The 21,122-nt window shown below is 47.0% G+C and carries 20 protein-coding genes; 5 read left to right on the forward strand and 15 right to left on the reverse strand.

Features of this window, described 5'->3' with window-relative positions; translation table 11 throughout:
* The first annotated feature begins 112 nt into the window (after window positions 1-112).
* Window positions 113-1,189, forward strand: coding sequence for a M23 family metallopeptidase (locus AAIH57_RS24090; protein ID WP_430023254.1), 1,077 nt, complete (start codon window positions 113-115; stop codon window positions 1,187-1,189).
* A gap of 58 nt (window positions 1,190-1,247) precedes the next feature.
* Here the strand turns inward: AAIH57_RS24090 and yunB are convergent, their stop codons facing one another.
* The 4 genes from yunB to zwf (AAIH57_RS24110) all read right to left on the reverse strand — a co-directional run bounded on the left by yunB (window position 1,248) and on the right by zwf (AAIH57_RS24110) (window position 5,584).
* Window positions 1,248-2,123, reverse strand: coding sequence for a sporulation protein YunB (yunB, locus tag AAIH57_RS24095; RefSeq protein ID WP_175399194.1), 876 nt, complete (start codon window positions 2,121-2,123; stop codon window positions 1,248-1,250).
* Between the two features lie 258 nt (window positions 2,124-2,381).
* Window positions 2,382-3,026 carry a fructose-6-phosphate aldolase gene (gene fsa / locus AAIH57_RS24100; RefSeq protein ID WP_095361223.1) on the reverse strand — a complete coding sequence of 215 codons (645 nt, stop codon included), beginning with the start codon at window positions 3,024-3,026 and terminating at the stop codon, window positions 2,382-2,384.
* Between the two features lie 85 nt (window positions 3,027-3,111).
* Window positions 3,112-4,005, reverse strand: a complete 894-nt coding sequence (gnd, locus tag AAIH57_RS24105) for a phosphogluconate dehydrogenase (NAD(+)-dependent, decarboxylating) (protein WP_175399193.1) — start codon at window positions 4,003-4,005, stop codon at window positions 3,112-3,114.
* Window positions 4,006-4,129: 124 nt separating this feature from the next.
* On the reverse strand, window positions 4,130-5,584 hold the full coding sequence (gene zwf / locus AAIH57_RS24110) for a glucose-6-phosphate dehydrogenase (RefSeq protein WP_430023256.1): 1,455 nt from the start codon (window positions 5,582-5,584) through the stop codon (window positions 4,130-4,132).
* Between the two features lie 416 nt (window positions 5,585-6,000).
* On the opposite strand from zwf (AAIH57_RS24110), the gene AAIH57_RS24115 reads away from it, so the two are divergent.
* On the forward strand, window positions 6,001-6,321 hold the full coding sequence (locus AAIH57_RS24115; RefSeq protein WP_095292196.1) for a winged helix-turn-helix transcriptional regulator: 321 nt from the start codon (window positions 6,001-6,003) through the stop codon (window positions 6,319-6,321).
* A 180-nt stretch (window positions 6,322-6,501) separates the two neighbouring features.
* Here AAIH57_RS24115 and AAIH57_RS24120 read toward each other — a convergent pair whose 3' ends face one another.
* Window positions 6,502-7,380, reverse strand: coding sequence for a helix-turn-helix domain-containing protein (locus tag AAIH57_RS24120; protein WP_430023258.1), 879 nt, complete (start codon window positions 7,378-7,380; stop codon window positions 6,502-6,504).
* Between the two features lie 141 nt (window positions 7,381-7,521).
* Between AAIH57_RS24120 and AAIH57_RS24125 the strand changes: the two genes are divergently transcribed.
* Entirely contained in the window at window positions 7,522-8,649 is a 1,128-nt protein-coding gene (locus AAIH57_RS24125; RefSeq protein WP_430023260.1) for a glycoside hydrolase family 88 protein, read from the forward strand.
* An 89-nt stretch (window positions 8,650-8,738) separates the two neighbouring features.
* Here the strand turns inward: AAIH57_RS24125 and AAIH57_RS24130 are convergent, their stop codons facing one another.
* Entirely contained in the window at window positions 8,739-9,896 is a 1,158-nt protein-coding gene (locus AAIH57_RS24130; protein WP_430023262.1) for a Gfo/Idh/MocA family protein, read from the reverse strand.
* 113 nt (window positions 9,897-10,009) lie between these two features.
* On the opposite strand from AAIH57_RS24130, the gene AAIH57_RS24135 reads away from it, so the two are divergent.
* Window positions 10,010-10,882 carry a helix-turn-helix domain-containing protein gene (locus AAIH57_RS24135; protein ID WP_430023264.1) on the forward strand — a complete coding sequence of 291 codons (873 nt, stop codon included), beginning with the start codon at window positions 10,010-10,012 and terminating at the stop codon, window positions 10,880-10,882.
* A 262-nt stretch (window positions 10,883-11,144) separates the two neighbouring features.
* On the opposite strand, the gene AAIH57_RS24140 is transcribed toward AAIH57_RS24135, so the two are convergent.
* Both AAIH57_RS24140 and AAIH57_RS24145 read right to left on the reverse strand, forming a co-directional pair.
* Window positions 11,145-11,933, reverse strand: a complete 789-nt coding sequence (locus AAIH57_RS24140) for a TrmH family RNA methyltransferase (RefSeq protein ID WP_430023266.1) — start codon at window positions 11,931-11,933, stop codon at window positions 11,145-11,147.
* A 51-nt stretch (window positions 11,934-11,984) separates the two neighbouring features.
* Window positions 11,985-12,647, reverse strand: coding sequence for a potassium channel family protein (locus tag AAIH57_RS24145; protein ID WP_127538885.1), 663 nt, complete (start codon window positions 12,645-12,647; stop codon window positions 11,985-11,987).
* Window positions 12,648-12,815: 168 nt separating this feature from the next.
* On the opposite strand from AAIH57_RS24145, the gene sspI reads away from it, so the two are divergent.
* Window positions 12,816-13,049 (forward strand): small acid-soluble spore protein SspI, encoded by a 234-nt coding sequence (sspI, locus tag AAIH57_RS24150; protein ID WP_175399186.1) that lies wholly within the window; start codon window positions 12,816-12,818, stop codon window positions 13,047-13,049.
* Between the two features lie 204 nt (window positions 13,050-13,253).
* Here the strand turns inward: sspI and AAIH57_RS24155 are convergent, their stop codons facing one another.
* The 7 genes from AAIH57_RS24155 to liaF form a co-directional block, all read right to left on the reverse strand.
* Window positions 13,254-14,834 carry a peptide chain release factor 3 gene (locus AAIH57_RS24155; RefSeq protein WP_175399185.1) on the reverse strand — a complete coding sequence of 527 codons (1,581 nt, stop codon included), beginning with the start codon at window positions 14,832-14,834 and terminating at the stop codon, window positions 13,254-13,256.
* Window positions 14,835-15,177: 343 nt separating this feature from the next.
* Window positions 15,178-15,576 carry a DoxX family protein gene (locus tag AAIH57_RS24160; RefSeq protein WP_430023268.1) on the reverse strand — a complete coding sequence of 133 codons (399 nt, stop codon included), beginning with the start codon at window positions 15,574-15,576 and terminating at the stop codon, window positions 15,178-15,180.
* 347 nt (window positions 15,577-15,923) lie between these two features.
* Window positions 15,924-17,474 carry a glucose-6-phosphate dehydrogenase gene (zwf, locus tag AAIH57_RS24165; RefSeq protein WP_175399183.1) on the reverse strand — a complete coding sequence of 517 codons (1,551 nt, stop codon included), beginning with the start codon at window positions 17,472-17,474 and terminating at the stop codon, window positions 15,924-15,926.
* A 250-nt stretch (window positions 17,475-17,724) separates the two neighbouring features.
* On the reverse strand, window positions 17,725-18,471 hold the full coding sequence (locus AAIH57_RS24170) for a YwmB family TATA-box binding protein (protein WP_175399182.1): 747 nt from the start codon (window positions 18,469-18,471) through the stop codon (window positions 17,725-17,727).
* A gap of 221 nt (window positions 18,472-18,692) precedes the next feature.
* Window positions 18,693-19,361, reverse strand: coding sequence for a response regulator transcription factor (locus AAIH57_RS24175; protein WP_175399181.1), 669 nt, complete (start codon window positions 19,359-19,361; stop codon window positions 18,693-18,695).
* Window positions 19,303-20,418: a sensor histidine kinase gene (locus tag AAIH57_RS24180; protein WP_175399180.1), complete on the reverse strand. Its 1,116-nt coding sequence runs from the start codon at window positions 20,416-20,418 to the stop codon at window positions 19,303-19,305. The genes AAIH57_RS24175 and AAIH57_RS24180 overlap by 59 nt, the downstream gene beginning before the upstream one ends.
* Before the next feature lie 34 nt (window positions 20,419-20,452).
* On the reverse strand, window positions 20,453-21,100 hold the full coding sequence (gene liaF / locus AAIH57_RS24185; protein WP_430023272.1) for a cell wall-active antibiotics response protein LiaF: 648 nt from the start codon (window positions 21,098-21,100) through the stop codon (window positions 20,453-20,455).
* Window positions 21,101-21,122 lie beyond the last annotated feature (22 nt).

The following is a 21,122-nucleotide window of genomic DNA, read 5'->3' on the forward strand; positions in this document are numbered from 1 at the left end:
GTGCATATAAGGCTTTCACGGATAAAATGAGGACTTTTGAAGAACGCTAGGTTATAGCTTGGTTCACCGGGCACTTTGTGCATCATCTCAACGGAAAGGGGGCTGCTTCCCTGTGCAAGATCGCTTGACATCGCGGTTCACTCACTCGTTTTGGATTAAAACATTACTTGCAGGCACATTGCTTCTCCCATTCTTGCCTGTTGATGTTCATGGTGAATCCTCCGCTGTGCCGTCCAAAACCGAACCTGCCAAACTGAAACCAGCGGAGATTTTGAAAGCACGTCGAGGTTTATATGAAAGCATGGAACAGATTAGTGGCATTCCATGGTACAGACTCGCTGCCATCGATCAATACGAACGGACCCTCACGCGTGCTCACCCCAAGGATCGCAAGCATCCGGAGCGACTGACAGGTATTTTCATGACGTCTCCAGCCTGGACAGGCTGGCTCAACCCGGACCAAACGGATCAACAGCCGGGTTCCATCTCTTTTTTTAATGGTCACGGCCGTGATGGATCGGGAGACGGGGTGGCAGATGCCAACAATGATCTGGATGTCTTATACAGCATGGCGAACGTCATCCAAAAATACGGAACCCGCCAGGAGGACTTTAGCATTGCCCTGTGGGAGTATTATCACAATACCCGGGCCGTGCAGCGCATCCAGCAGTTTGCGAAATTATATGAGCATTTTGACCGTATTGATCTGTTTGATCATGCGTTCCCCGTACCGCTCGGCACCAATTATTCGTATCGCAGCACCTGGGGCACCAAACGCAGCTGGGGCGGTTATCGCATCCATGAGGGAACAGACATCTTTGCTCCCCAAGGACTTCCTGTGCGAAGCACCTGCTACGGAGTCGTGGAGATCAAGGGCTGGAATCCCTTTGGTGGCTGGCGGATAGGGATCCGTGATCTAAACAACCACTATCACTATTATGCTCATCTTTCCGGGTTTGATAAAAATGCCCATATTGGCGAGGTTGTTACCCCTGGTCAAGTCATAGGCTGGGTAGGCAGCTCAGGCTATGGAAAACCGGGTACGCAGGGCAAATTCCCTCCTCATTTGCATTACGGAATCTACCGTGACACCGGGCTCACAGAATGGTCATTCGATCCTTATCCATTATTGAAACATTGGGAACAGGAAGAACGCGCACAGAAAAAAGCCAAGGCTAAAAGCAAATAAAGAAACGGGACCTCTACTGGAGGATCCCGTTTTTTATAATGACAACTTCTTCATTTTGCTAATGATTCACGCCTGAATCTAGCGGTAACCCTTCAATTTCGCCTGAAAGATCTGGTTCAAGTTCAAATTCATCTCCGTTCAGATTCTCTCCTGGAGCCTGCTGCTGGTTCTGGCCTGAGGGGGTGGTCGTTACGCCATTTCCACCCGAAACCCCAGTCTGTCCTGATGGCAGCGCAATCGACGGTGCACTGCTGCCGTTGCTGCCTACAGGCTTGCCCTGGTTATCGTAATAGTACATCGGCACATCACCGACCACCAGCAGATAGGATATCGGTATTTCGGTATCTACCGTCTCGGGCTCCATGTCGAAGGGAACCACCACGGCCACTTCGGCAATGATGTGAATATACACCTCCACCAGAATCATGTTGATTCCGGCATTCTGCTGCCGGGTATTCAGATCTACCTTCACAGCCCCCTGAGGTTCGATACGAACGGGAATATTCGGGCCAAAGGAGGCCAGTACCGGGCTCCCGAGCGCCTGACCTAGTGGGATTTTCTCTTTTAACATATGCACATTCTGTAACGTGGACTGCACAATATTCATCGTACTTGCGGTAATTCGCATGTGTTCATCATAGTTCAGCATGAAACCGGACACTTTTCCGGCCGTATCGGTTTTCCAGTCAATCAGTCCTTCAGTCGATTTGCCTTCTGCAACTTGCGCCGTAATCGCCTTGTTGATCGCTTCCGTGGCAATCTGCTTCACCCGGATTTTGGCCAGATGCATAATTGGAGGCTTCATTTTCTTATCCACGTAGGCAAAGCCCTGCATTAAGCAAAATACCGCTACCAGTAAAATAATCAGCCACATCTTGCGTTTGCCGCTTGGCGGCTTCCGTCGTCTTCGACTCCGCCATCTTTTTCTCATCATCGGGTGTCCCTCCCCTGCGGGATGAGCTATAGGGTTATATGTTATCCTTATGCACTGTTGTCCCGAAAAAGAAGGACAGCACCCGTGTTGCGGGGACATCATCCGTTTGTAAAAGTGGAGTAACCCTTTCGTAGAACTAGCTTAATGCTGCTTACCCTAATAAAAAAAAGCCCCCGTCAGCAGATTGCTCTGCTGGACGGAAGGCTTCAATTCAATATGAACACTTGCTTAATAATTCATCATGATATTGTGCAAAAATCATTTAGGAACAGTTTCCCAATCTTTCAGGAAGCGCTCAATGCCACTGTCTGTCAGCGGATGTTTCCACAATGTTGGCAGAAGCGAACCAGGGATGGTCGCAATGTGCGCACCCGAAAGAGCTGCATCTTCAACGTGTTTGATATTACGGATGCTTGCTGCAATAATCTCGGACGGCATATCATACGTATCCAGAATGAGACGCAGATCACGAATCAGCTTCATGCCATCCACCGCAATATCATCCAGACGGCCAACGAACGGACTGATGTAAGTCGCTCCAGCTTTCGCCGCCATCAGACCTTGTGCTGCCGAGAAGATCAGGGTTACATTCGTTTTGATTCCTTTTTGCGTAAGCTCATGACAAGCATACAGTCCATCTTCGGTCATCGGTAGTTTAATGACTACATTCGGTGCCCATTCAGCAATTTCATAAGCTTCCTTCAACATATCCTCGGCTTTGAGGCCGATAACTTCAGCACTGACCGGGCCTTTGACAACGCCACAGATCTCCTGAATGACTTCTTTAAATACTCTGCCTTCTTTGGCGATCAAAGACGGGTTCGTCGTGACTCCATCCACCAGACCCAGACGTTCAATCCGTTTGATTTCCTCAACATTCCCTGTATCCAAGAAAAATTTCATGATATGTTCCCTCCACTTGATGAATTTGTAAACACAATAATAATCATTACCCGAACAACCTTATATGTTAACAGTTATATATAAATTATTTCTTTTCTACAGCGTGACCGCCAAACTCATTACGCAATGCTGCTACCACTTTCCCTGTGAAGGTATCTGTCTCCAGGGAACGGTAACGCATCAGCAAGGACAACGCGATAACCGGTGTAGCCGTTTGAAGGTCAAATGCCGTTTCCACGGTCCAGCGTCCCTCACCGGAAGAGTGCATAACACCTTTGATTTCATCGAGGTTTGCATCTTTGGAGAACGCACGCTCTGTCAGTTCCATCAGCCATGAACGGATAACGGAACCATTGTTCCATACGCGAGCCACTTTTTCGAAGTCGAAGTCGAAGTCGCTTTTCTCCAGTACGTCAAAACCTTCACCGATGGAAGCCATCATACCGTACTCGATACCGTTGTGAACCATTTTGAGGAAGTGACCACTGCCCGCTTTACCTGCATACAGATAACCGTTCTCTACAGCAGTGTCCTTGAAAGCTGGCTCAACGATCGCCCAAGCCTCAGGGTCGCCACCGATCATGTAACATGCACCATTCCGTGCGCCTTCCATACCACCGGAAGTACCTGCATCCATGTAGTGGATACCGGATGGTTTCAATTCTTCGTAACGGCGAATGGATTCTTTGTAGTGGGAGTTACCTGCTTCAATGATGATGTCGCCTTTGGAAAGCAATGGGCTTACTTCAGCCAGTACAGCATCTACCACATTGTGAGGAACCATGATCCACAGTACACGCGGGGATTCCAAAGATTCAACCATCTCTTTGTAAGAAGAAACGCCTTGAGCGCCGTATTCTTTCATTTCGTTTACTGCTTCTGCATTCAAGTCAAATGCAACCACTTCATGTTTGTGGTCAATCAAGTTTCTGCCCAGGTTTAATCCCATTTTGCCCAATCCAACAAGTCCAAGTTTCATGATAAATCCTCCTGTTATGAACAATTATAAGTTTATCTATATCAAAAATTTTTACGGCCTTCCGGCAAGTACCGGAAGGACTTATGCAAAATTGGAACGGTATAACCAGATTAAATAATTTCGATTACCACCAACGGTAGCCATTCTCTGCAATCAGACGATCTGCCGATTCAGGTCCTTGCGAACCTGCACTGTATGTGTCCAGTGGCACGCTGCCATCCTGGAATGCTTCCAGAATTGGTTGTACCCACTTCCATGCCAGCTCAACCTCATTCCAGTGAGCAAAGAAGGTGGAATCTCCACGCATTGCATCAAAGATCAGGTTCTCATAAGCTTCCGGAATGTTGCGTTTGCCTGAAGCAAATGTCATGTGAACGGGTTCCACTTCACCGTGGTTCAATGGGTTCTTCGCATTTAATTGAAGAGAGATGCTTTCTCCAGGACCAATTTCAATCGTCAGCAGGTTAGGCTCAGTTGTATTTTCAGCTTCATGGCCTGTTTTAAGAGGTGCCTTGAATTCAACAACGATCCGGGTGGATTTCTCAGCCAGACGTTTACCTGTACGAATGTAAAAAGGAACTTCGCTCCAGAATGGATCATCGATCCACAATCTTGCCGCAACATACGTATCATTCTGGGAACCAGCCGGGATACCAGGCTCGTCCAGATATCCAACAACAGAAGTACCTTGCAGCTCGCCTGCTCCGTATTGGGCACGAACCACTTCAGAAGCGATGTTTTCTTTCGTCAATGGACGAAGAGCTTCAGCGATCTTCTGTTTTTTGAATTGAATTTCTTGCGGAGTGCAGCGTTTAGGCAAATGCAGGGCGATCATCATCAGCAATTGAAGCATATGATTTTGGAACATGTCGCGAACGGCACCACTTTGGTCATAATAAGCCGCGCGTTCTTCAACACCAACGGTTTCACTAGCCGTAATTTGTACATTGGCAATGTAACGGTTGGACCATAACGCCTGAATGACCGGATTCGCATAGGTAAGTGTTTCAATATTTTGAACCATCGGTTTACCAAGGAAATGGTCAATACGGTAGATTTCTTCTTCAGCAAATGTATTGCTCAGTTTCTCATTCAGTTCACGTGCAGATTGCAGATCGTGTCCAAATGGTTTTTCAATAATCAGCTTTTTCCAGCCTTTGGTGTTACCCAAGCCGCTCTCCTGAATGTTCAGTGCGATTGGCTCGAAGAATTCCGGTGCTACCGACATGTAGAACATGCGATTTTCCGGAATACTCAGTTCTTGCTCACGCTGCTCAACGAGCTTCAGCAGTTTGGTGTAATCTTCAAGCTTCGTATTATTCAGAGAACAATAACGGAAAGCCCCAATGAAATCACGTACCTGAGATTCTTCTTCAGGCGTTTGCCGTGAGAATTCATGCAGTGACTTTTCGACATTCGCCTGGAAGTCAGCATCCGACAATTCACGACGTCCAAGACCGATAACGGAGAAGGATTTCGGCATTTTTTGATCCATGTACAAATTATATAATGCAGGGTAAATCTTGCGTTTGGCTAAATCGCCTGTTGCCCCGAACAGGACAAATGTCATTGCATCCATTGGATTGCCTCCTGTGATCTGTGCAGTATAGTATATGATGTTGCAAAATGTTCAAATTCAAGCATGACAAAAGACGGAATAAGTGGGGTATGTTGCCCCCTTGCCTCCGTTTAAATAATGCACCTGAATTTAACCATGGAACATTCCTTCTCTCCACAACCTTAAACCAAGGTTATAAATTGTAACCATTTGAATTAACGTTACCCATATTACACCTGTCGTCACAATTCGTCAACAATCGTGTCTAACGTGTGAACACCAGTGTTTACAGGGTTTTTATTTGATGTTAACGCTTTATGTGGTAAGATTATAAACAATTGGTATGTGATATTTTATACATAAGGCTTGTAGACACCCAGGTTACAATAAGTATACTAGTGCTATAATAAGCATAACTAATTCAAAGGAGTATTATTATGAGCGATGATGAGAATGCCAAGCAAATATGCGAAAAGGTGGAACAATCTTATCAGATCATTGGCCGAAAATGGGTTGCCCTCATTATTCATGCATTGATGGAAGAGCCCAAACGTTTCAGTGAAATTCACGCTTATATCCCTGACCTGAGCAAGCGAGTGCTGAATGAACGAATGAAGGAACTGGAGGAAGAAGGATTGGTCGTACGGCATGTGGTTACGGAACGACCGGTTCGGACAGAATATATGTTGTCCCGTAAAGGGACGGAGCTTGGGCGCGCATTGAGTGCCGTGGAGCGATGGGCTGATAAGTGGCTATAATGCAGTAGAATAAAATGACTTTACTACTTTCAAATTACATGTTGCTTGCAATCCCGGTGTGGCAGCTTCCCTTTGAATCAAATCGGGCTGGCTGCTGCCGGGATTTTTGTGAAGATATCTGACATCAATTCAATAATATAACAAACGGAAAATTTAGCGATAAATGTTATATATGTAGACCTAATGTCTGCTTTTACGTTCAAATTGATGCCGGTACTGTAACGGAGTTATGCCAGCAGATTTGCGAAATAACTGAATGAAATAAGATCCGTTAGGGAATCCGACACGTCTGCCGATTTCTTCAATGGGGAAGGTCGTGGTCTCAAGCAATAGATAAGCCTGCTTCAGTCTCCGGGCTGTAACATAATCAGTAATGCTGCTGCCTGTTTCTTGTTGAAAAATACGGGAAGCATATGATTTGGACAAGTGGATGTCTGAAGCCATATGGTCAAGCTTGATCTCATGTTCATAATGATCCTCGATCCAGTGCATGATCCTCTCGGCATGCTTTAAATCTCGGGAGATCTTTACTTGCCTCGCCAAGCCCTGCTGTCCTTCCCCCGCATTCTGCTGCTCCAACAGACTCAAGATCTGAAGCAGAAACATAACCGATTCTTCCCGTTCTCCCCAACCACGATTGCGTGACCTATCGTAACTCTCATAAATCCAGTCCAATTGCGAAGTGTATGAGCTCAAATCAAACACCTGCTGCTGATTGTGCCCTTTCCATAATGCTGAGAAATACGCACGCCGATGTGGGAATGATTCCAGATAACGATCCATAATGATCGGATCAATATAAAAAATATTCCTTTCATAAGGGTTCTCCGGTTCAACTTCCGCATAGACATGATGCAGCTGATACGGTTGAAAAAAGAACAGCATCCCCTTGCGAATGGTGTATGTATGATTGTTCAAAACGACAATGCCATTGCCTTTATGTACATAGAGGAACTCTCCACATTGATGCCAGTGATAATACCCCGTAAAATCATTCACCGATCGAATTCTGTAGTCCCATGCAAGCGTAGCCCCCGCAAATTCCACGCGATCAAACATCTTTTTCCCCCTTTCTGCAGTATGACAACAAAACAACATTTCTTCATATCCTAGCACAACTTTCCTGAATTTAAAAAAGATATAATCTGCTTAAAGAAAGCGCTATCCAGCATTTCTAATTTTATTCTCAGGAGGTTGGACATGTCTAACATAGGTTCCGGTGTTGCGATCACATACTGGCAGGAAGTCATGAAGAAGCTGGAAAACAAAATGAACCGAATGAAAGATCAAATCGGGGAAAAGTGTCCCCATTTTGCCGGTGAAGATGGGAAGTATGATAACATCCATACCGATTGGTGGACCTCCGGTTTCTGGCCGGGCATGCTCTGGATTATGCATGATATGACTGGAGATAAGGCCTATCGGGATGCAGCGTGGTCATGGGATGAGACACTGGAGCAATGGCTGGTTAAACCCACTGTGGAACTTCATCACGACGTCGGTTTTCAGTTCCTCTCCACCGCTGTCATCAAGTATAAAATTACAGGTGATGAAGACGGGTTCAGACGTGGTCTGGAGGCTGCCAATTTCCTGGCTGGACGATATAATCCGGCAGGTCAATTTATTCGTGCCTGGAATGGGGATAAATACGGCTGGGCCATCATCGACTGTATGTTAAATATTTCTTTGTTGTTCTGGGCTTCCGAAGTTACTGGAGATCCCCGGTACAAGCATATTGCGATTCGGCATGCCGAGACAACGATGCAATATGGTGTCAGAGAAGATGGATCAACCAAACATATTCTGTCCTTCGATCCAGAGGACGGACATTATATTGAAAGCTTTGGCGGTCAAGGGTATTCACCGGATTCAACGTGGAGCCGAGGTGCTGCATGGGGCTTATATGGATTTGCCAATACATATCGCCATACTCAGGATGTCCGTTTCCTGAATACGGCGAAGCGTATTGCACATTATTTTATTTCCGCACTCCCGGAAGACTCCGTGCCTTATTGGGATTTCAGGCTTCCTTCTCTGGAAGGACAATCCCGTGACAGTTCCGCTGCAGCGATTGCGGCTTCCGGTCTCCTTGAGCTTGCTTCCTTCGTTCCCGAAGGTGAGAAACGCCTCTATGCCGATGCCGCTGAACGTATACTACGTTCATTAACCGAGAACTATGCCGTCTGGGATCAGCCAGAGCATGAATCGATTTTACTGCACGCCACCGGCAGCGGTACTTCCTTCATTGATGTCTCCCTAATTTATGGAGATTATTATTATCTGGAAGCGATCGCCAAGTTGAATGGATGGAAGCACCGGGTGTATTGATGTTAAAGTGGTGCTGATAAAAGAGTACGCAAAAGATGCCCGGCTCTCACGTTAATGAGGCGGGCATCTTTTTATGTTCAATTGTTTGCTTAGGGCTCCAATTTGCTCCCCAGCGTAATACTCAGATCCTCAAAGTTCTCCACCGTCGTCTTCTTTTCGTAAAAATGAACCGCATGTTTCATTATACCTTCCCGTGTGTAAAACGGATCTTCTGCTCCCAGCGGAAACGTTACCTTTTCCCCCGTACTCGCCGACTTATAGATGCCTACAATCAGTTCAAGTGTATTCCGCCCACTCTGTCCATTCACCAGAAGCGGTGATCCGGTCTCAATGGCGTTTAACACATTCTCGATCTGCCCGGCATGGCCGACATGAACAACATCCGGCAATTCTTCAACCCTTTGCTGAATCTGTTGTTCCAGTTCCGGATTCGGTTCCGGAAATCCATTACTGCGTGCCGTAGAGGCAACCACTTTCCACGGGGCGGATACCCGGGCCTCTTTGCCCTGGAAAATCAACTGCTGCTCCTCTCCGTGATGTACGACGGAACTGGTGATCATGCCAAGTGCCCCTTCGCGGAAACGAAGCATGGCCATCGACACATCCTCCACTTCGGCATTATCATGAGACGTATTGGCCATCATGGCCTGCAGTTCCACCGGTGGACCCATCATCCAGAGCATGGCATCAATATGATGCACCGCATGATTAAGCGTGCAGCCTCCGCCTTCTTTTTCCCACGTTCCACGCCACCACAGATCATAATAGTTATGCCCCCTCCACCAGAACGAATCCACCTGCACATGCACAATTGGCCCCATCAGTTTACTTTCCAGCACACCCTTGAGCTTCATCATTGGCGTCGTAAATCGATTCTGTGCCACAACCGACAACAGCTTGCCACTTTGCTGTGCAGCGTTCAGCATCTGATCAGCTTCCTGCAGGGAAGAAGCCATCGGTTTTTCCACCAGCACGTTGGTACCCGCATGAAGGAAGTCACACGCAATGGAAGCATGTGTGTACGGTGGGGTACAGACCGAAACCACATCAATGTTTTGACTCAGCAATTCTTTATAATCCGTTACTGCCTGTGCATTTTTCAGTCCATGTTCGTTAATTCGCTTCTGTGCTTTTTCAGGGTACATATCCACCACAGCTACAATCTGACATCGATCGGGAAAGGCCAAATACGCTGAGATATGCGCTCCACTAATTGCACCTGCTCCAATAATCGCCACTTTCAACATCTGAACATTCCTCCCTTATTTCCTACACAATACACAATAATTAAGCGCTTTTATGCGTTCATCTTGTGCTAAAATAAAAGGATCTTGCGCTTATGTTGAGGGAGGAATTGACGTTGTCCATCTTAGGCAAAGAGCAATTCGATCTGGCTTGCCGCCGTACATCCACCGCGACTTTCCGTGAAATATTCCATGCCCATTCCCAGATGGAAGTAACTTATATTCATGATGGCTATGGTCAACTGATCACGGAAGGTCAGGCATTTCCGCTTGAACCGGGAACGCTAATGATTTTCCGCCCGTTTCAATTACACCAGGTACAGATTCAAGTTACGGATGAGCATCCTTTTGTCCGCAGTGTACTTATGTATGATCTGGATTTATTAAAGGGATCTTGGCGGCATTTTACCGCTATCCACGATTTTGTACAGGAGCTTTTGGGACAAAACTCACCGATTGCACCGTTCATCCTGCCTTCTGCATCCATGCTGGTTCAATTAATGGAACAATTCGCGCAAGTTCATCCCAACCTGCTCCCATACGAAGGAGAAGAGCATATCCGGCTCTTTTTGCTTCATCTGCTCGGACAACTTAAATATATATGGGAAGAAGGGAAGCATTCCCCCTCTCAATTGGTACCTCCAACTTCCTCCAGCCTTCTTCATCCTCATGCGGAAGCTGTCATGCAGTGGATTGAAGAACATTATGATGAGCCTTTTCATTTAAAGGATCTGGCATCAGAGATGCACATGTCTCTCTACCATCTGTCTCACGTGTTCAAAAAGGCCACAGGAACGACCATCGTTGCTTATGCCCAGGCCACCCGTATTCGCCATGCTTGCATATTACTCGCCCGTACCTCCTACAGCGTGCCAGAAATAGGCCATCGTGTAGGCATGTCCACCCCTTCCTACTTCTGCAAAGTATTTCGAACCGTAACAGGCACAACTCCCCATCAATACCGATTGAATGTACAAGGGAGAACCTGATTTTAGCAGTCAAAAAATAAAAGCGAAGGTTCCCCTCCCTCCGCTCTCACCGTTGATTTCCTGCAACTTGTTGTTAGTCTTCTTCACACTATATATTGGCTTATGAGGGTGATATCGTTCGATTTTTTTTAATAACTCTTTATCTTCTCTATAAGAAATAAGAAAAAGCTCATCCCTATCTCTTCGCAGAAGTAGGAATAAGCTTAATCTTGCTCTGGAAACCTTGTCCTATATGTTACTTGCCATTGTACATAATTCTATATTAGACCATCCGCTGCCTCATCGCTTCAAACAACAAAATAGTTGCTGCCATCGCGGCATTCAACGATTCTGCTTGTCCCTGCATCGGGATTGTAATTGCATCATCCACCAGCCTTGCTGTAGACTCGGATATCCCCTTGCCTTCATTGCCGATCACAAGCCAAACGGATTGAGTAAAATCATAGCTATAACATGAATACCCTGCCTGCAAAGAAGTACTTACGAGCTTCACGCCCGCTGCTTTCGCTTCTGGAAGCAAAGATTCGAGCTGCCCTTCCACAATGGGCAAATGAAACAGAGACCCCATCGTTGAACGAATCGTCTTCGGATTATATACATCAGCGCATCCCGCGCCGAGCACCACGCCGGCTGCTCCGGCTGCATCTGCACTGCGGATGATCGTCCCCACATTCCCCGGGTCCTGGACTCCGTCCAGCACCACAACAAGCCCGCGTGCTCCAGAGATCAGGTTTTCCAGCGGCTCACGTCCTTTACGGACAATCGCAAAAACAGGCTGCGGCGTCATCGTATCCGTACATTTGGCGATAACAGCCGGTGACACACTAATCCATTCTATACGTTGAAGAGGAGCTTCAAGCCCTGACAGTTCTGTTGGTACACCCTGTTCACCATCGTAAACAATGCACTCCAGATCAGCCTGGGCACGCAGTGCCTCCTGTACCAGGTGAATGCCTTCAATGATATATTTATGCTGACGGGCACGATGCTTTTTCTCCAGGAGCTGTGCCCATTCCTTTACACGTGAATTTTGCGGTGATACAATATCCATCTTTCCATCCTTCCCGTCTGCGGTTCAATTTACTCCGAATACTCCAAGAGATCACTTCGGGTATGCCAGCTCCATTTTCGTCAAATGGTCTTTGTGGCCCACGATGATCAACACATCTCCGGCTTCAATCCGATCCTCGGCATACGGGGAGATGTTCATGGAATTCCCGCTGCGGATTGCCATCACGTTACAACCGAAACGTGCACGAATGTTTAACTCCAACAGGTTTTTGCCAATCATTTGCTCGGAAGCTCTCATCTCCAAAATGCTGTAATCTTCAGACAACTCGATATAATCCAGTATGTTCGGGGAGGTCAGATGATGGGCTACCCGCAGCCCCATATCCCGCTCAGGATAAATCACCTTGTCCGCTCCGATCTTTTGCAGCACTTTACCATGAAGCTCATTTTGTGCTTTGACGATCAGAACCGGTACTCCCATATCTTTCAAAATCAGGGTTGTAAGAATACTCGCCTGAATATCTTCACCAATTGCCACAACGACAACGTCAAAATTTCGTATGCCCAGCGCCCGAAGCGCTTCTTCATCCGTTGAATCTGCCGATACAGCATGAGTCACCACATTGGACATTTCCTGGGTCCGCTGCTCATCCGCATCAATTGCCAGCACGTCAAATCCCATGCCGCTTAACGCATTGGCTACACTTGATCCGAACCGTCCCATGCCAATTACGGCATACTGTTTCTTAGCCATTAGGGTTCTTAACCTCCCGCTGCACTTCAGCACTTGAGCATCATTCATGATGTCAATGCTTACTTAAATATCCTTCGTAGTATACCACAAAGCCAGATAAACTTGAATGCGCTCACGCTTCCCAGGGAACAGTAAAGGAGCAGCCGAATATACGAGGAGGGACTTGCGATGCCAATTACATTAAGCCTGCGTGAAGCGATTGTTCATAAGGTGCATGACAAGAGTGATGCTCAACTCCGGGAAATGATTGAAGGTTCTGTAGATGGACCGGAAGCCGCATTGCCCGGACTTGGTGCCATTTTTGAAATGATCTGGAAGAACACTGAACCTGCCAAGCAGGATGAATTGATTCAAGTCGCGCAGGAGCATCTGCACACCATCCCCGTTCAACCGCTTCGCTAATCGAGGTATTGAAGGGGAACGGTAACCGTCATCACGTTTGTTCTGTCTGCAAAAGAAAGCTTTCCCTTATCCGGCTGGATCATACCTGCCATACAAGTAAGGTGCAAAGCAAACAGATCCCCCCGCCATAAAGGCGGAGGGATCTTTAACATTTCATGCTTATCACTGCGTCAAACACTGATTCTTTCTCTTGATAAGCTTAACTTATGGAGCTGTCTCCAGGAACTGGGCAGTTGGGTTTTTGTCTATTGCCGTTCTCATCGCATACTCATTCTCGAACAGGACAACATAGTTCCCCTTTTTATCCTTCACCAGCGTGGAGTTAATCCGGAATTTACTTGGATCCAGGTTCTCATCCACAATCCAGCGAGCAAACTGATAAGGCATGCGCTGCAGCTGCACATCCACCCCATACTCGCCTTTCATCCGGTATTCAAATACCTCGAACTGGAGCTGACCTACAACACCCAGCAGCGTCTCGTCGAAGCTCACCGTGTTGAACACCTGAATGGTTCCTTCCTCGGTCAACTGGTCAATTCCTTTTTGGTACTGTTTATGTTTCAATGCATTTTTGACGGTTACTTTGGCAAAAATCTCAGGTGAGAAGGTTGGCATTTCATCAAATATAACCTCACTGCCCTGGCTGAGAGAATCGCCAATCCGGAAGATGCCCGGGTCAAACAAACCGATAATATCGCCAGCGTATGCCTCTTCTACGATATCCCGGTCCTGTGCCAGGAATTGCTGTGGCTGTGACAGCTTAATCTCTTTACCTACACGGTTATGCTTAACGCTCATACCCCGTTGGAACTTACCGGACACGATCCGCAGGAAAGCGATACGGTCACGGTGTGCAGGGTTCATGTTAGCCTGGATTTTGAATACATAGCCGCTGAATTTCTCATTGGTCGGCTCAATCTCACCCGCTGTACTGTGACGTGGCTCAGGCTTCGGTGCCAGCTGCAGGAAGTTCTCCAGGAACGTCTGCACACCAAAGTTGTTGATCGCACTGCCGAAGAATACCGGTGTCAGCTCACCACGTTGTACCTTTTCCATATCAAACTGGTCACCTGCCACATCCAGCAGTTCCAGGTCCTGACACAGTTGATCATGCAGATACTCTCCTGCCATCTCACGGATCACTGGATCTTCGTATCCATCGACTTTCTGCACTTTAATCGTGGAGTGGTCGTCCCCTTGGAACAATTCCACTTGGTTTTTCATCCGGTCGTACACACCGCACAAATCGCGACCAGTACCAATCGGCCAGTTCATCGGTACGGAGCGAATACCCAGTACATTTTCGAGCTCTTCCATCAGATCGAACGGACTTTGCCCTTCACGGTCCAGCTTGTTAATGAACGTGAAGATCGGGATGCCACGCTTTGCACAAACCTGGAACAGCTTGATCGTTTGTGCCTCCACACCTTTTGCCACGTCGATCAACATCACCGCGCTGTCGGCAGCCGTCAGTGTACGGTACGTATCTTCACTGAAATCCTGGTGACCCGGGGTATCCAGAATATTTACGCGATGACCCAGATAGTCAAACTGCATCACGGAAGATGTAACCGAGATCCCCCGCTGCTTCTCAATTTCCATCCAGTCACTTGTTGCGTGCTTGCTTGCTTTCCGCGCTTTGACCGTACCGGCGAGACGAATGGCGCCCCCGAACAGCAACAGCTTCTCGGTCAATGTTGTTTTACCCGCATCCGGGTGAGAGATAATGGCAAACGTCCGGCGTTTGTCCACTTCCTGTTGAAGAATGTTATCTGCTTTGCTCATCGATTCTATCCCTTTCATCCGTTCATTCAACGTTAATTACCGGCCAGGCCGGTCTAAATTCAATCTTTATGCTATCCGGTAGTACCGGTTGATTGTTTCCTTCGCTTTTTGCACATTAGGTTAATTTTACACATTTACAACGGAGTTCATCCTCCCTATCCCTGTGCTTCCATTCAATCCGTTAACCTGCTTTCTTACCCAACTCTCCTATTGTACCATAATCTTTACCGAAAATAACCGATTACCTGCAGAGGATTCTTCTCTTTTCCGATTGCAAAAAAAGAGCACCTTTCAGCCATCGTAATGGCATCCAGGTACTCCTCATTCATGTTATTCAGCTCACTTAGAAAATCAATGCATCCAGTGCGTATTGTCCTCCACCTGTCAAAGCTAGAGCTACACCCACCGCCAGGATGGCGAGGTTATACTCAAAACCGTTTTGCGTGGACCAGTATCCGTTCGCACCATGCACTTTTACAATTGCAATTACCATCGTCAGCGCAATCAGAATGCCACCTACTGGAGTCAACAGACCCAGAGCGAGCAGCAAGCCGCCACCGAATTCTGCCAATCCTGCCAGCAGTGCAACCAGTGCGCCACGTTTCATTCCCATTGACTCAAACCAACCGCCTGTTCCTTTGATTCCGTACCCGCCAAACCATCCAAACAATTTCTGTGCACCATGAGCCATGAACGACAATCCAATCACCAAACGAATCAACAGCAATCCTACATCCAACATATTCTTTTCCCCCATTCAAATAGTTACAAAATAGTATTCTTAGATTAAAGATATTATGCTAAATTTTTTTTTCATGAATGTTGTTGAAACCCCTTCTACTGGTTCAAATTTCATCTCATGAATGTTTTACTGGATTGAAGAACTTCTTAGAACTTCCTTCAGTGCATTTTGTTTTTGCGTAATCTCTTTAACTCTTGAGTTGAGTATAAGTTATTCACTTACTTTTTGTCAACAACTTAATTTTATTTATTTTTTGTTAATTATTCTCTTTCTATTTGGTCACAAAAAAAGCCCGGAAGAACGCGTAATTGCGTCCTTTTCAGGCCTCATTACCTTAATTCACTGTATTAGTTGTTCACTTGCCAAATGACACTGTCTTCGTCCTGCCCATTAACGGGCCACCAGTGGAAACCATCCTGCTCCAGCAGCTTGCCTGTCGCTTCCGGACCCCATGTCCCAGCAGGATACGTGTGGAGCTCTCCATGATTCTCAGCCCATGCCGCAGCAATCCGGTCAACAAAAGACCATGCGGTCGCCACTTCATCCCAACGGGTGAAGTATGTGGAATCTCCTTCTGCTGCATCATGCAGCAGACGCTCATATGCTTCAGGCGAGTTGATTCCGATCATGCAGCTCTGGCAGAAGTCCATCGCGAGCGGCTGAATCTCGGAGTCCGAGCCAGGTTTCTTGGCATTGATTTTGATATAGATGCCTTCCATCGGATTCACCCGGATCACAAGCAGATTCGGTTCGAGCTTATATTTTTTACCCAGATATACGTTGTTCGGCATTGATTTGAATTCAACGACGATCTCGGTCGTTTTCACCGGGAGACGCTTGCCTGTCCGAATGTAGAAAGGTACACCAGCCCAGCGGAAATTATCTACAAATACACGCGCCGCAAAATAGGTCTCCGTGTTCGACTCCGGATCAACTTTGTCTTCCTGACGGTAACCCGGAAGCTGTTTCCCCCGATATTCCCCTTCCGTATACTGCCCGCGGACAACATTGCTGCTTACTTCTTCATCGGAAGTAAATGGTCGCAAGGAGCGCAGCACCTTGACCTTCTCATCCCGAATGTCCTCCGGGAATAAACGGCTTGGCGGCTCCATGGCAATCATCGTCAGCATCTGAAGCATATGATTTTGTCCCATGTCCCTTAAGGCACCGGAGTGATCATAGTAACCTCCGCGTTCTTCCACGCCCACAGTCTCCCCAAGCGTAATTTGAACATTCGCTATATGTTTGTTATTCCAGAGCGGTTCAAAAAAAGCATTACCAAAGCGAATCACTTCGATATTCTGCACCATCTCTTTGCCCAGATAATGGTCAATCCGATAAATTTCCTCTTCACGGAACACTTCACGAATCTGCTCATTCAACTGCTCGGCAGACTGCAGATCATACCCAAATGGTTTCTCAATGACAAGGCGGTTCCAACCGCGACTCTCCAGCATCCCACCATCTCGCAGACTATATGAGACACTGCCGAACAGCTCAGGTGCAAGCGCCAGATAGAACAGCCGGTTGCCCGGCGTTTTGAACTTCTCTTCCAGACGTTCTGTCTGGTCCCGCAGTTCTCTGAAACCATCCACATTATTAATATCAAGAGCTTTATACTCAAAATGTTCGACAAAAGCATTCCACTCATCAGATTCCCCCGCCGGATAACGGCAGAACTCCCTAATGGATTCAAGGATGTCTTCCCGGAATTGTTCTGGTGTCCTTGGACTCCTAGCAACACCAATAACCGCAAAGTCTTCGGCTAGTTTGCCTTCGCGGTAGAGACTGTAGATGGCCGGAAACAGCTTCCGGCGGGCCAAATCACCCGTTGCTCCAAAAATGAAAAATACTGCGCCAGGCGTCTGCACTTCATCTTGCATTTGTTTTTCGACCATGGGCTCCTCTTCCTTCCGGAAAGACTCAATTTCTTCGTTCTTCCCGAGCTATGTAATGGTGTTATATATGCACAACATACAACCGACAATTACCAGCAAGTTCCTTCTTGGATGTGATGCCATTTTAGCATATTGCCTGAACGGTTGCACTAATTTTCCTGATAAAGATTCTCAATATAGCTCCAGAATTCCTCAGAAAATTCACCTATAAATATTCATAATCAATCTTATAAATACACGTTATATAAACTTAATATTCGATAGTGATTACCGGAAATCCTAACGTAATGCGATTGCTTCCTGTGTCATCATCCTGATGCACAGCCATCTGCATGTTCAGAATGTGGGAGCCGCTCTGGATGGCAGTAGACAGCTCAGGCACTCGGTAGGATACACTTGCAGTGTTGGCATCCGTGTAGCGCTCTGCGGCATGCATACTCAGCTGGCCGGACAGCTTATCCTCCATCTTCTGCAATTGAATGCTGGCGGTTGCATCGCTTGCCCCTTTGCCCTGAACCGCATAATTCCACGTCGCTTCCACTCCGGATTCTGCTAGCGTTTGATTTACTTGCTCATGCAAAGACGTTAGTTGACTTGAATTCGTAAACTTGTCACCCGATAACTGTACAATCACGTAATACCCATTTTCTCCAGTCACAATTGCATTCATCCGTATTCCTGCATGTTGTCCTTCTGCCTGAATTTCACTGCGATATACATCGTGGCCTGTCTGCCGTATCAAAACCGGTTGTGGCAGTCCCAGTTGCCCCGCCAGCAGCTCTGCCTGTTCTTGTGCATTTCCTATCCCCTGTCCCTGCCATTTGATAATCATGCGCTCTATCTGATCCATCGCCGCGTTTGAAGTCTTCATCAGTTGTTCCAACTTCGTACCTTCCGATTCGCTCTTCTCTCCATTCCCTGCATACACCTTAGTCATGCCTATAACAATAATAAGTGCCATTGCCACTAGACCTGCAGTCATCCATCGATTTAACATGTAGATCCCCCGCTCTCACTTGTATTCTATGAATCTATCAACAGCATGCCCCCATTTCTCATTTGCTAAACTTTGATAGACATATCAAAAAAAGGTCCCCTCCACCATATTCATGGGGAGGGGACCTTTCCGTCTTACCGATCTCTGTACCAGATCTATAATCTCCGAACTCTTTAAGTACGGCTCTTTTGCTTAGTTAGTCGTTCAAATCACTGTTTTTCTTACTCTGCAAGCCCATTTTTATAGGCATAAATAGCTGCCTGTGTACGGTCATCCACACCAAGTTTGGCCAGGATATTCGTGACATGAAATTTGACTGTCTTGATCCCAATAATCAGATCATCGGCAATATCCTGATTGGACTTGCCTTTCGCCAGTAATCGGAGCACATCCATCTCCCGGTCAGTAAGCTCTTCATGTGCTGGTGCTGCCGCCTGTGGCTGCCGGAAACGATTCATCATTTTGGAAGCAACCTGTGACTCCAGAACGGATTGTCCACGTGCTGCAGCACGAATGGCATCTGCCACCTCATTGGCTCTTGATGTTTTCAACAAATAACTGAAGGCACCTGCCTCAATAACAGGGTACATCTTTTCATCGTCCAGGTAACTGGTCAGTACAATGACTTTGCATTCCGGATACATTTTGAGCAGCTGCCGGGTAGCTTCAATCCCGTCCATGCCTTCCATAACGAGGTCCATTAGCACAACATCCGGCTTATATTCCTGAGCCAGTCGAATGCCTTCCTCTCCACTGCCTGCTTCACCCACAACTTCAATACCGTCCTCGGTATCGAGCACAGCCGCAAGGCCGATCCGTACCATTTCATGATCATCCACGAGCAACACTTTGATCGACGTTTCCGTCTCCGTTTCTACTTGGGGTTCCATTGACATGTTCTTCCTCACTTTCATCGCTCATCAAAGGTATCGTTATCTCAATCCGTGTTCCCTTACCCGGTGCAGTTACGAATTGAATGGCTCCACCAATTTCCGTAACCCGTTCACGCATGTTCGCCAGACCGTAGGAAGCCTGCTTTTGGTCATCCAGATCGAAGCCTTGACCATCATCGCGAATCAACACGCGAATCGCATCGTTTCGGCGCTGCAGCCGAATCTCCATTTTTTCTGCCTTGGCATGGCGCAATGTGTTGGACATCGCCTCCTGAATAATACGGAACAGATGATTCTCAATTCCTTTGACCAAATGAATATCTTCATCCATTTCGAGCACAATGTCCATGGGTACTTTTGTTTTCAGTTCCATGACAAGATCCTTCAAACCTTGTTCCAGATGTTTGCCTTCCAGATATACCGGCCGCAAGTGCAGCAGCAGCGCTCGCATCTCGGATTGGGCTACCGAAGCCATCTCCTCAATCAAAGCCACCTGCCGCTGGGCACGTGCAAAGTCCTTTTCCATTTTCCGTCCAACCGCTGTGGCTGTCATGGAAATTGCGAATAGTTGCTGGGAGACGGCATCATGCAGCTCTCGTGCCAAACGCTGACGCTCTTCCACAATCGCTGTTATTCGAGCCTGTTCCGCAAGCTGCGCATTATTGGTCGATAGTCTCTGCAGCGAGGTAACCTGATCTTCCCACTTCTTGCCGATGCGTCCAAGCTGTTCACTTAAACGGCCTACATCATCGATCCCCAGATCAGGCACGGTGCGTGATAGAGATCCCTTTTCCCATTGCAGAAGGGTTTCCCGCAGCAATTCAAGCCTGCGTTTGACCCGATAGCTCTGATAGAAACCAAAAACGGCTCCAATACCAACCAATAATAATAACAGTGCGAGACCTGACTGAATCAGATGCCTCCATCCTGCAAACGGAGCAAGATAACCATATGTATACAATACATACAAAATAACGGCGAGCACAATGAAAACAAGGAGGATCCCTTCACCCATACTTCGGGTTACCATGTCGGTATGTCGTTTTGTCTTCAACCGGGTCTCCTCCTTTTCTTCACTTATTAACTTATTACGGATTACTGATACTTAGGTCGCCAACAATATAAGAAATAACAAATTTTGCTTTATGTTCACTGGTTTCATAACCAGGTGTTCTCCAGATTAACTTGTTCATCATGCCGCTGTCTTTTTCACCATTCAGATTAATTCGTCCAAACAGGACAGAAGCCTCAATTTCTACACCGTAATCTTCCGGCAGTGTCAAACGAACATTCCCCATAACGCCTTGCAACAGCACGATTGTCTGTTTTTCTTCCGGAATGGAGAGAGACAGATCTGCATTGATCTCACCAAGGGCGTGCCAGAGGCTCATGCTGCGTAACGTCCAAGGTCCCTGATCCCAGTAGTAGCGGGCCATAAAATTCTGTTTGCGCATGACATCGCCATGCAGATGAATCTTTTTGTTTTTGGAATAAAAGTATGCCAGTGAGGCCAGTACAATTAAAAATACAATCATCAGGTTGCCAAGCAGCAGAAGACATCCGCCAATCGCCAAGTAACGGTACCCCTTGTGAGTGTCTCCCTTACGGATTTGGACCATTCCAATCGTTAACAGAATTAGTGCGGCAGCCGTCAGCAAGTTAATATGCTGATTCAGCAACATGACTACACCGATGATAATGATCGCAAATGCAAGCCATTGTTCTTTTTTGTTCATCTCTGCCGCACCTCCTCTGTAA

The sequence above is a fragment of the Paenibacillus sp. MABNR03 genome, assembly GCF_050455445.1.
In the GTDB taxonomy this organism is placed as follows: domain Bacteria; phylum Bacillota; class Bacilli; order Paenibacillales; family Paenibacillaceae; genus Paenibacillus; species Paenibacillus xylanilyticus.

Bases quoted from the DNA above. Each gene is read 5' to 3' on its own strand.
- yunB (WP_175399194.1), bottom strand. From the start codon at position 2,123: ATGATGAGAAAAAGATGGCGGAGTCGAAGACGACGGAAGCCGCCAAGC.
- fsa (WP_095361223.1), bottom strand. From the start codon at position 3,026: ATGAAATTTTTCTTGGATACAGGGAATGTTGAGGAAATCAAACGGATT.
- gnd (WP_175399193.1), bottom strand. From the start codon at position 4,005: ATGAAACTTGGACTTGTTGGATTGGGCAAAATGGGATTAAACCTGGGC.
- zwf (WP_430023256.1), bottom strand. From the start codon at position 5,584: ATGGATGCAATGACATTTGTCCTGTTCGGGGCAACAGGCGATTTAGCC.
- AAIH57_RS24115 (WP_095292196.1), top strand. From the start codon at position 6,001: ATGAGCGATGATGAGAATGCCAAGCAAATATGCGAAAAGGTGGAACAA.
- AAIH57_RS24120 (WP_430023258.1), bottom strand. From the start codon at position 7,380: ATGTTTGATCGCGTGGAATTTGCGGGGGCTACGCTTGCATGGGACTAC.
- AAIH57_RS24125 (WP_430023260.1), top strand. From the start codon at position 7,522: ATGTCTAACATAGGTTCCGGTGTTGCGATCACATACTGGCAGGAAGTC.
- AAIH57_RS24130 (WP_430023262.1), bottom strand. From the start codon at position 9,896: ATGTTGAAAGTGGCGATTATTGGAGCAGGTGCAATTAGTGGAGCGCAT.
- AAIH57_RS24140 (WP_430023266.1), bottom strand. From the start codon at position 11,933: ATGGATATTGTATCACCGCAAAATTCACGTGTAAAGGAATGGGCACAG.
- AAIH57_RS24145 (WP_127538885.1), bottom strand. From the start codon at position 12,647: ATGGCTAAGAAACAGTATGCCGTAATTGGCATGGGACGGTTCGGATCA.
- sspI (WP_175399186.1), top strand. From the start codon at position 12,816: ATGCCAATTACATTAAGCCTGCGTGAAGCGATTGTTCATAAGGTGCAT.
- AAIH57_RS24155 (WP_175399185.1), bottom strand. From the start codon at position 14,834: ATGAGCAAAGCAGATAACATTCTTCAACAGGAAGTGGACAAACGCCGG.
- AAIH57_RS24160 (WP_430023268.1), bottom strand. From the start codon at position 15,576: ATGTTGGATGTAGGATTGCTGTTGATTCGTTTGGTGATTGGATTGTCG.
- zwf (WP_175399183.1), bottom strand. From the start codon at position 17,474: ATGGTCGAAAAACAAATGCAAGATGAAGTGCAGACGCCTGGCGCAGTA.
- AAIH57_RS24170 (WP_175399182.1), bottom strand. From the start codon at position 18,471: ATGTTAAATCGATGGATGACTGCAGGTCTAGTGGCAATGGCACTTATT.
- AAIH57_RS24175 (WP_175399181.1), bottom strand. From the start codon at position 19,361: ATGGAACCCCAAGTAGAAACGGAGACGGAAACGTCGATCAAAGTGTTG.
- liaF (WP_430023272.1), bottom strand. From the start codon at position 21,100: ATGAACAAAAAAGAACAATGGCTTGCATTTGCGATCATTATCATCGGT.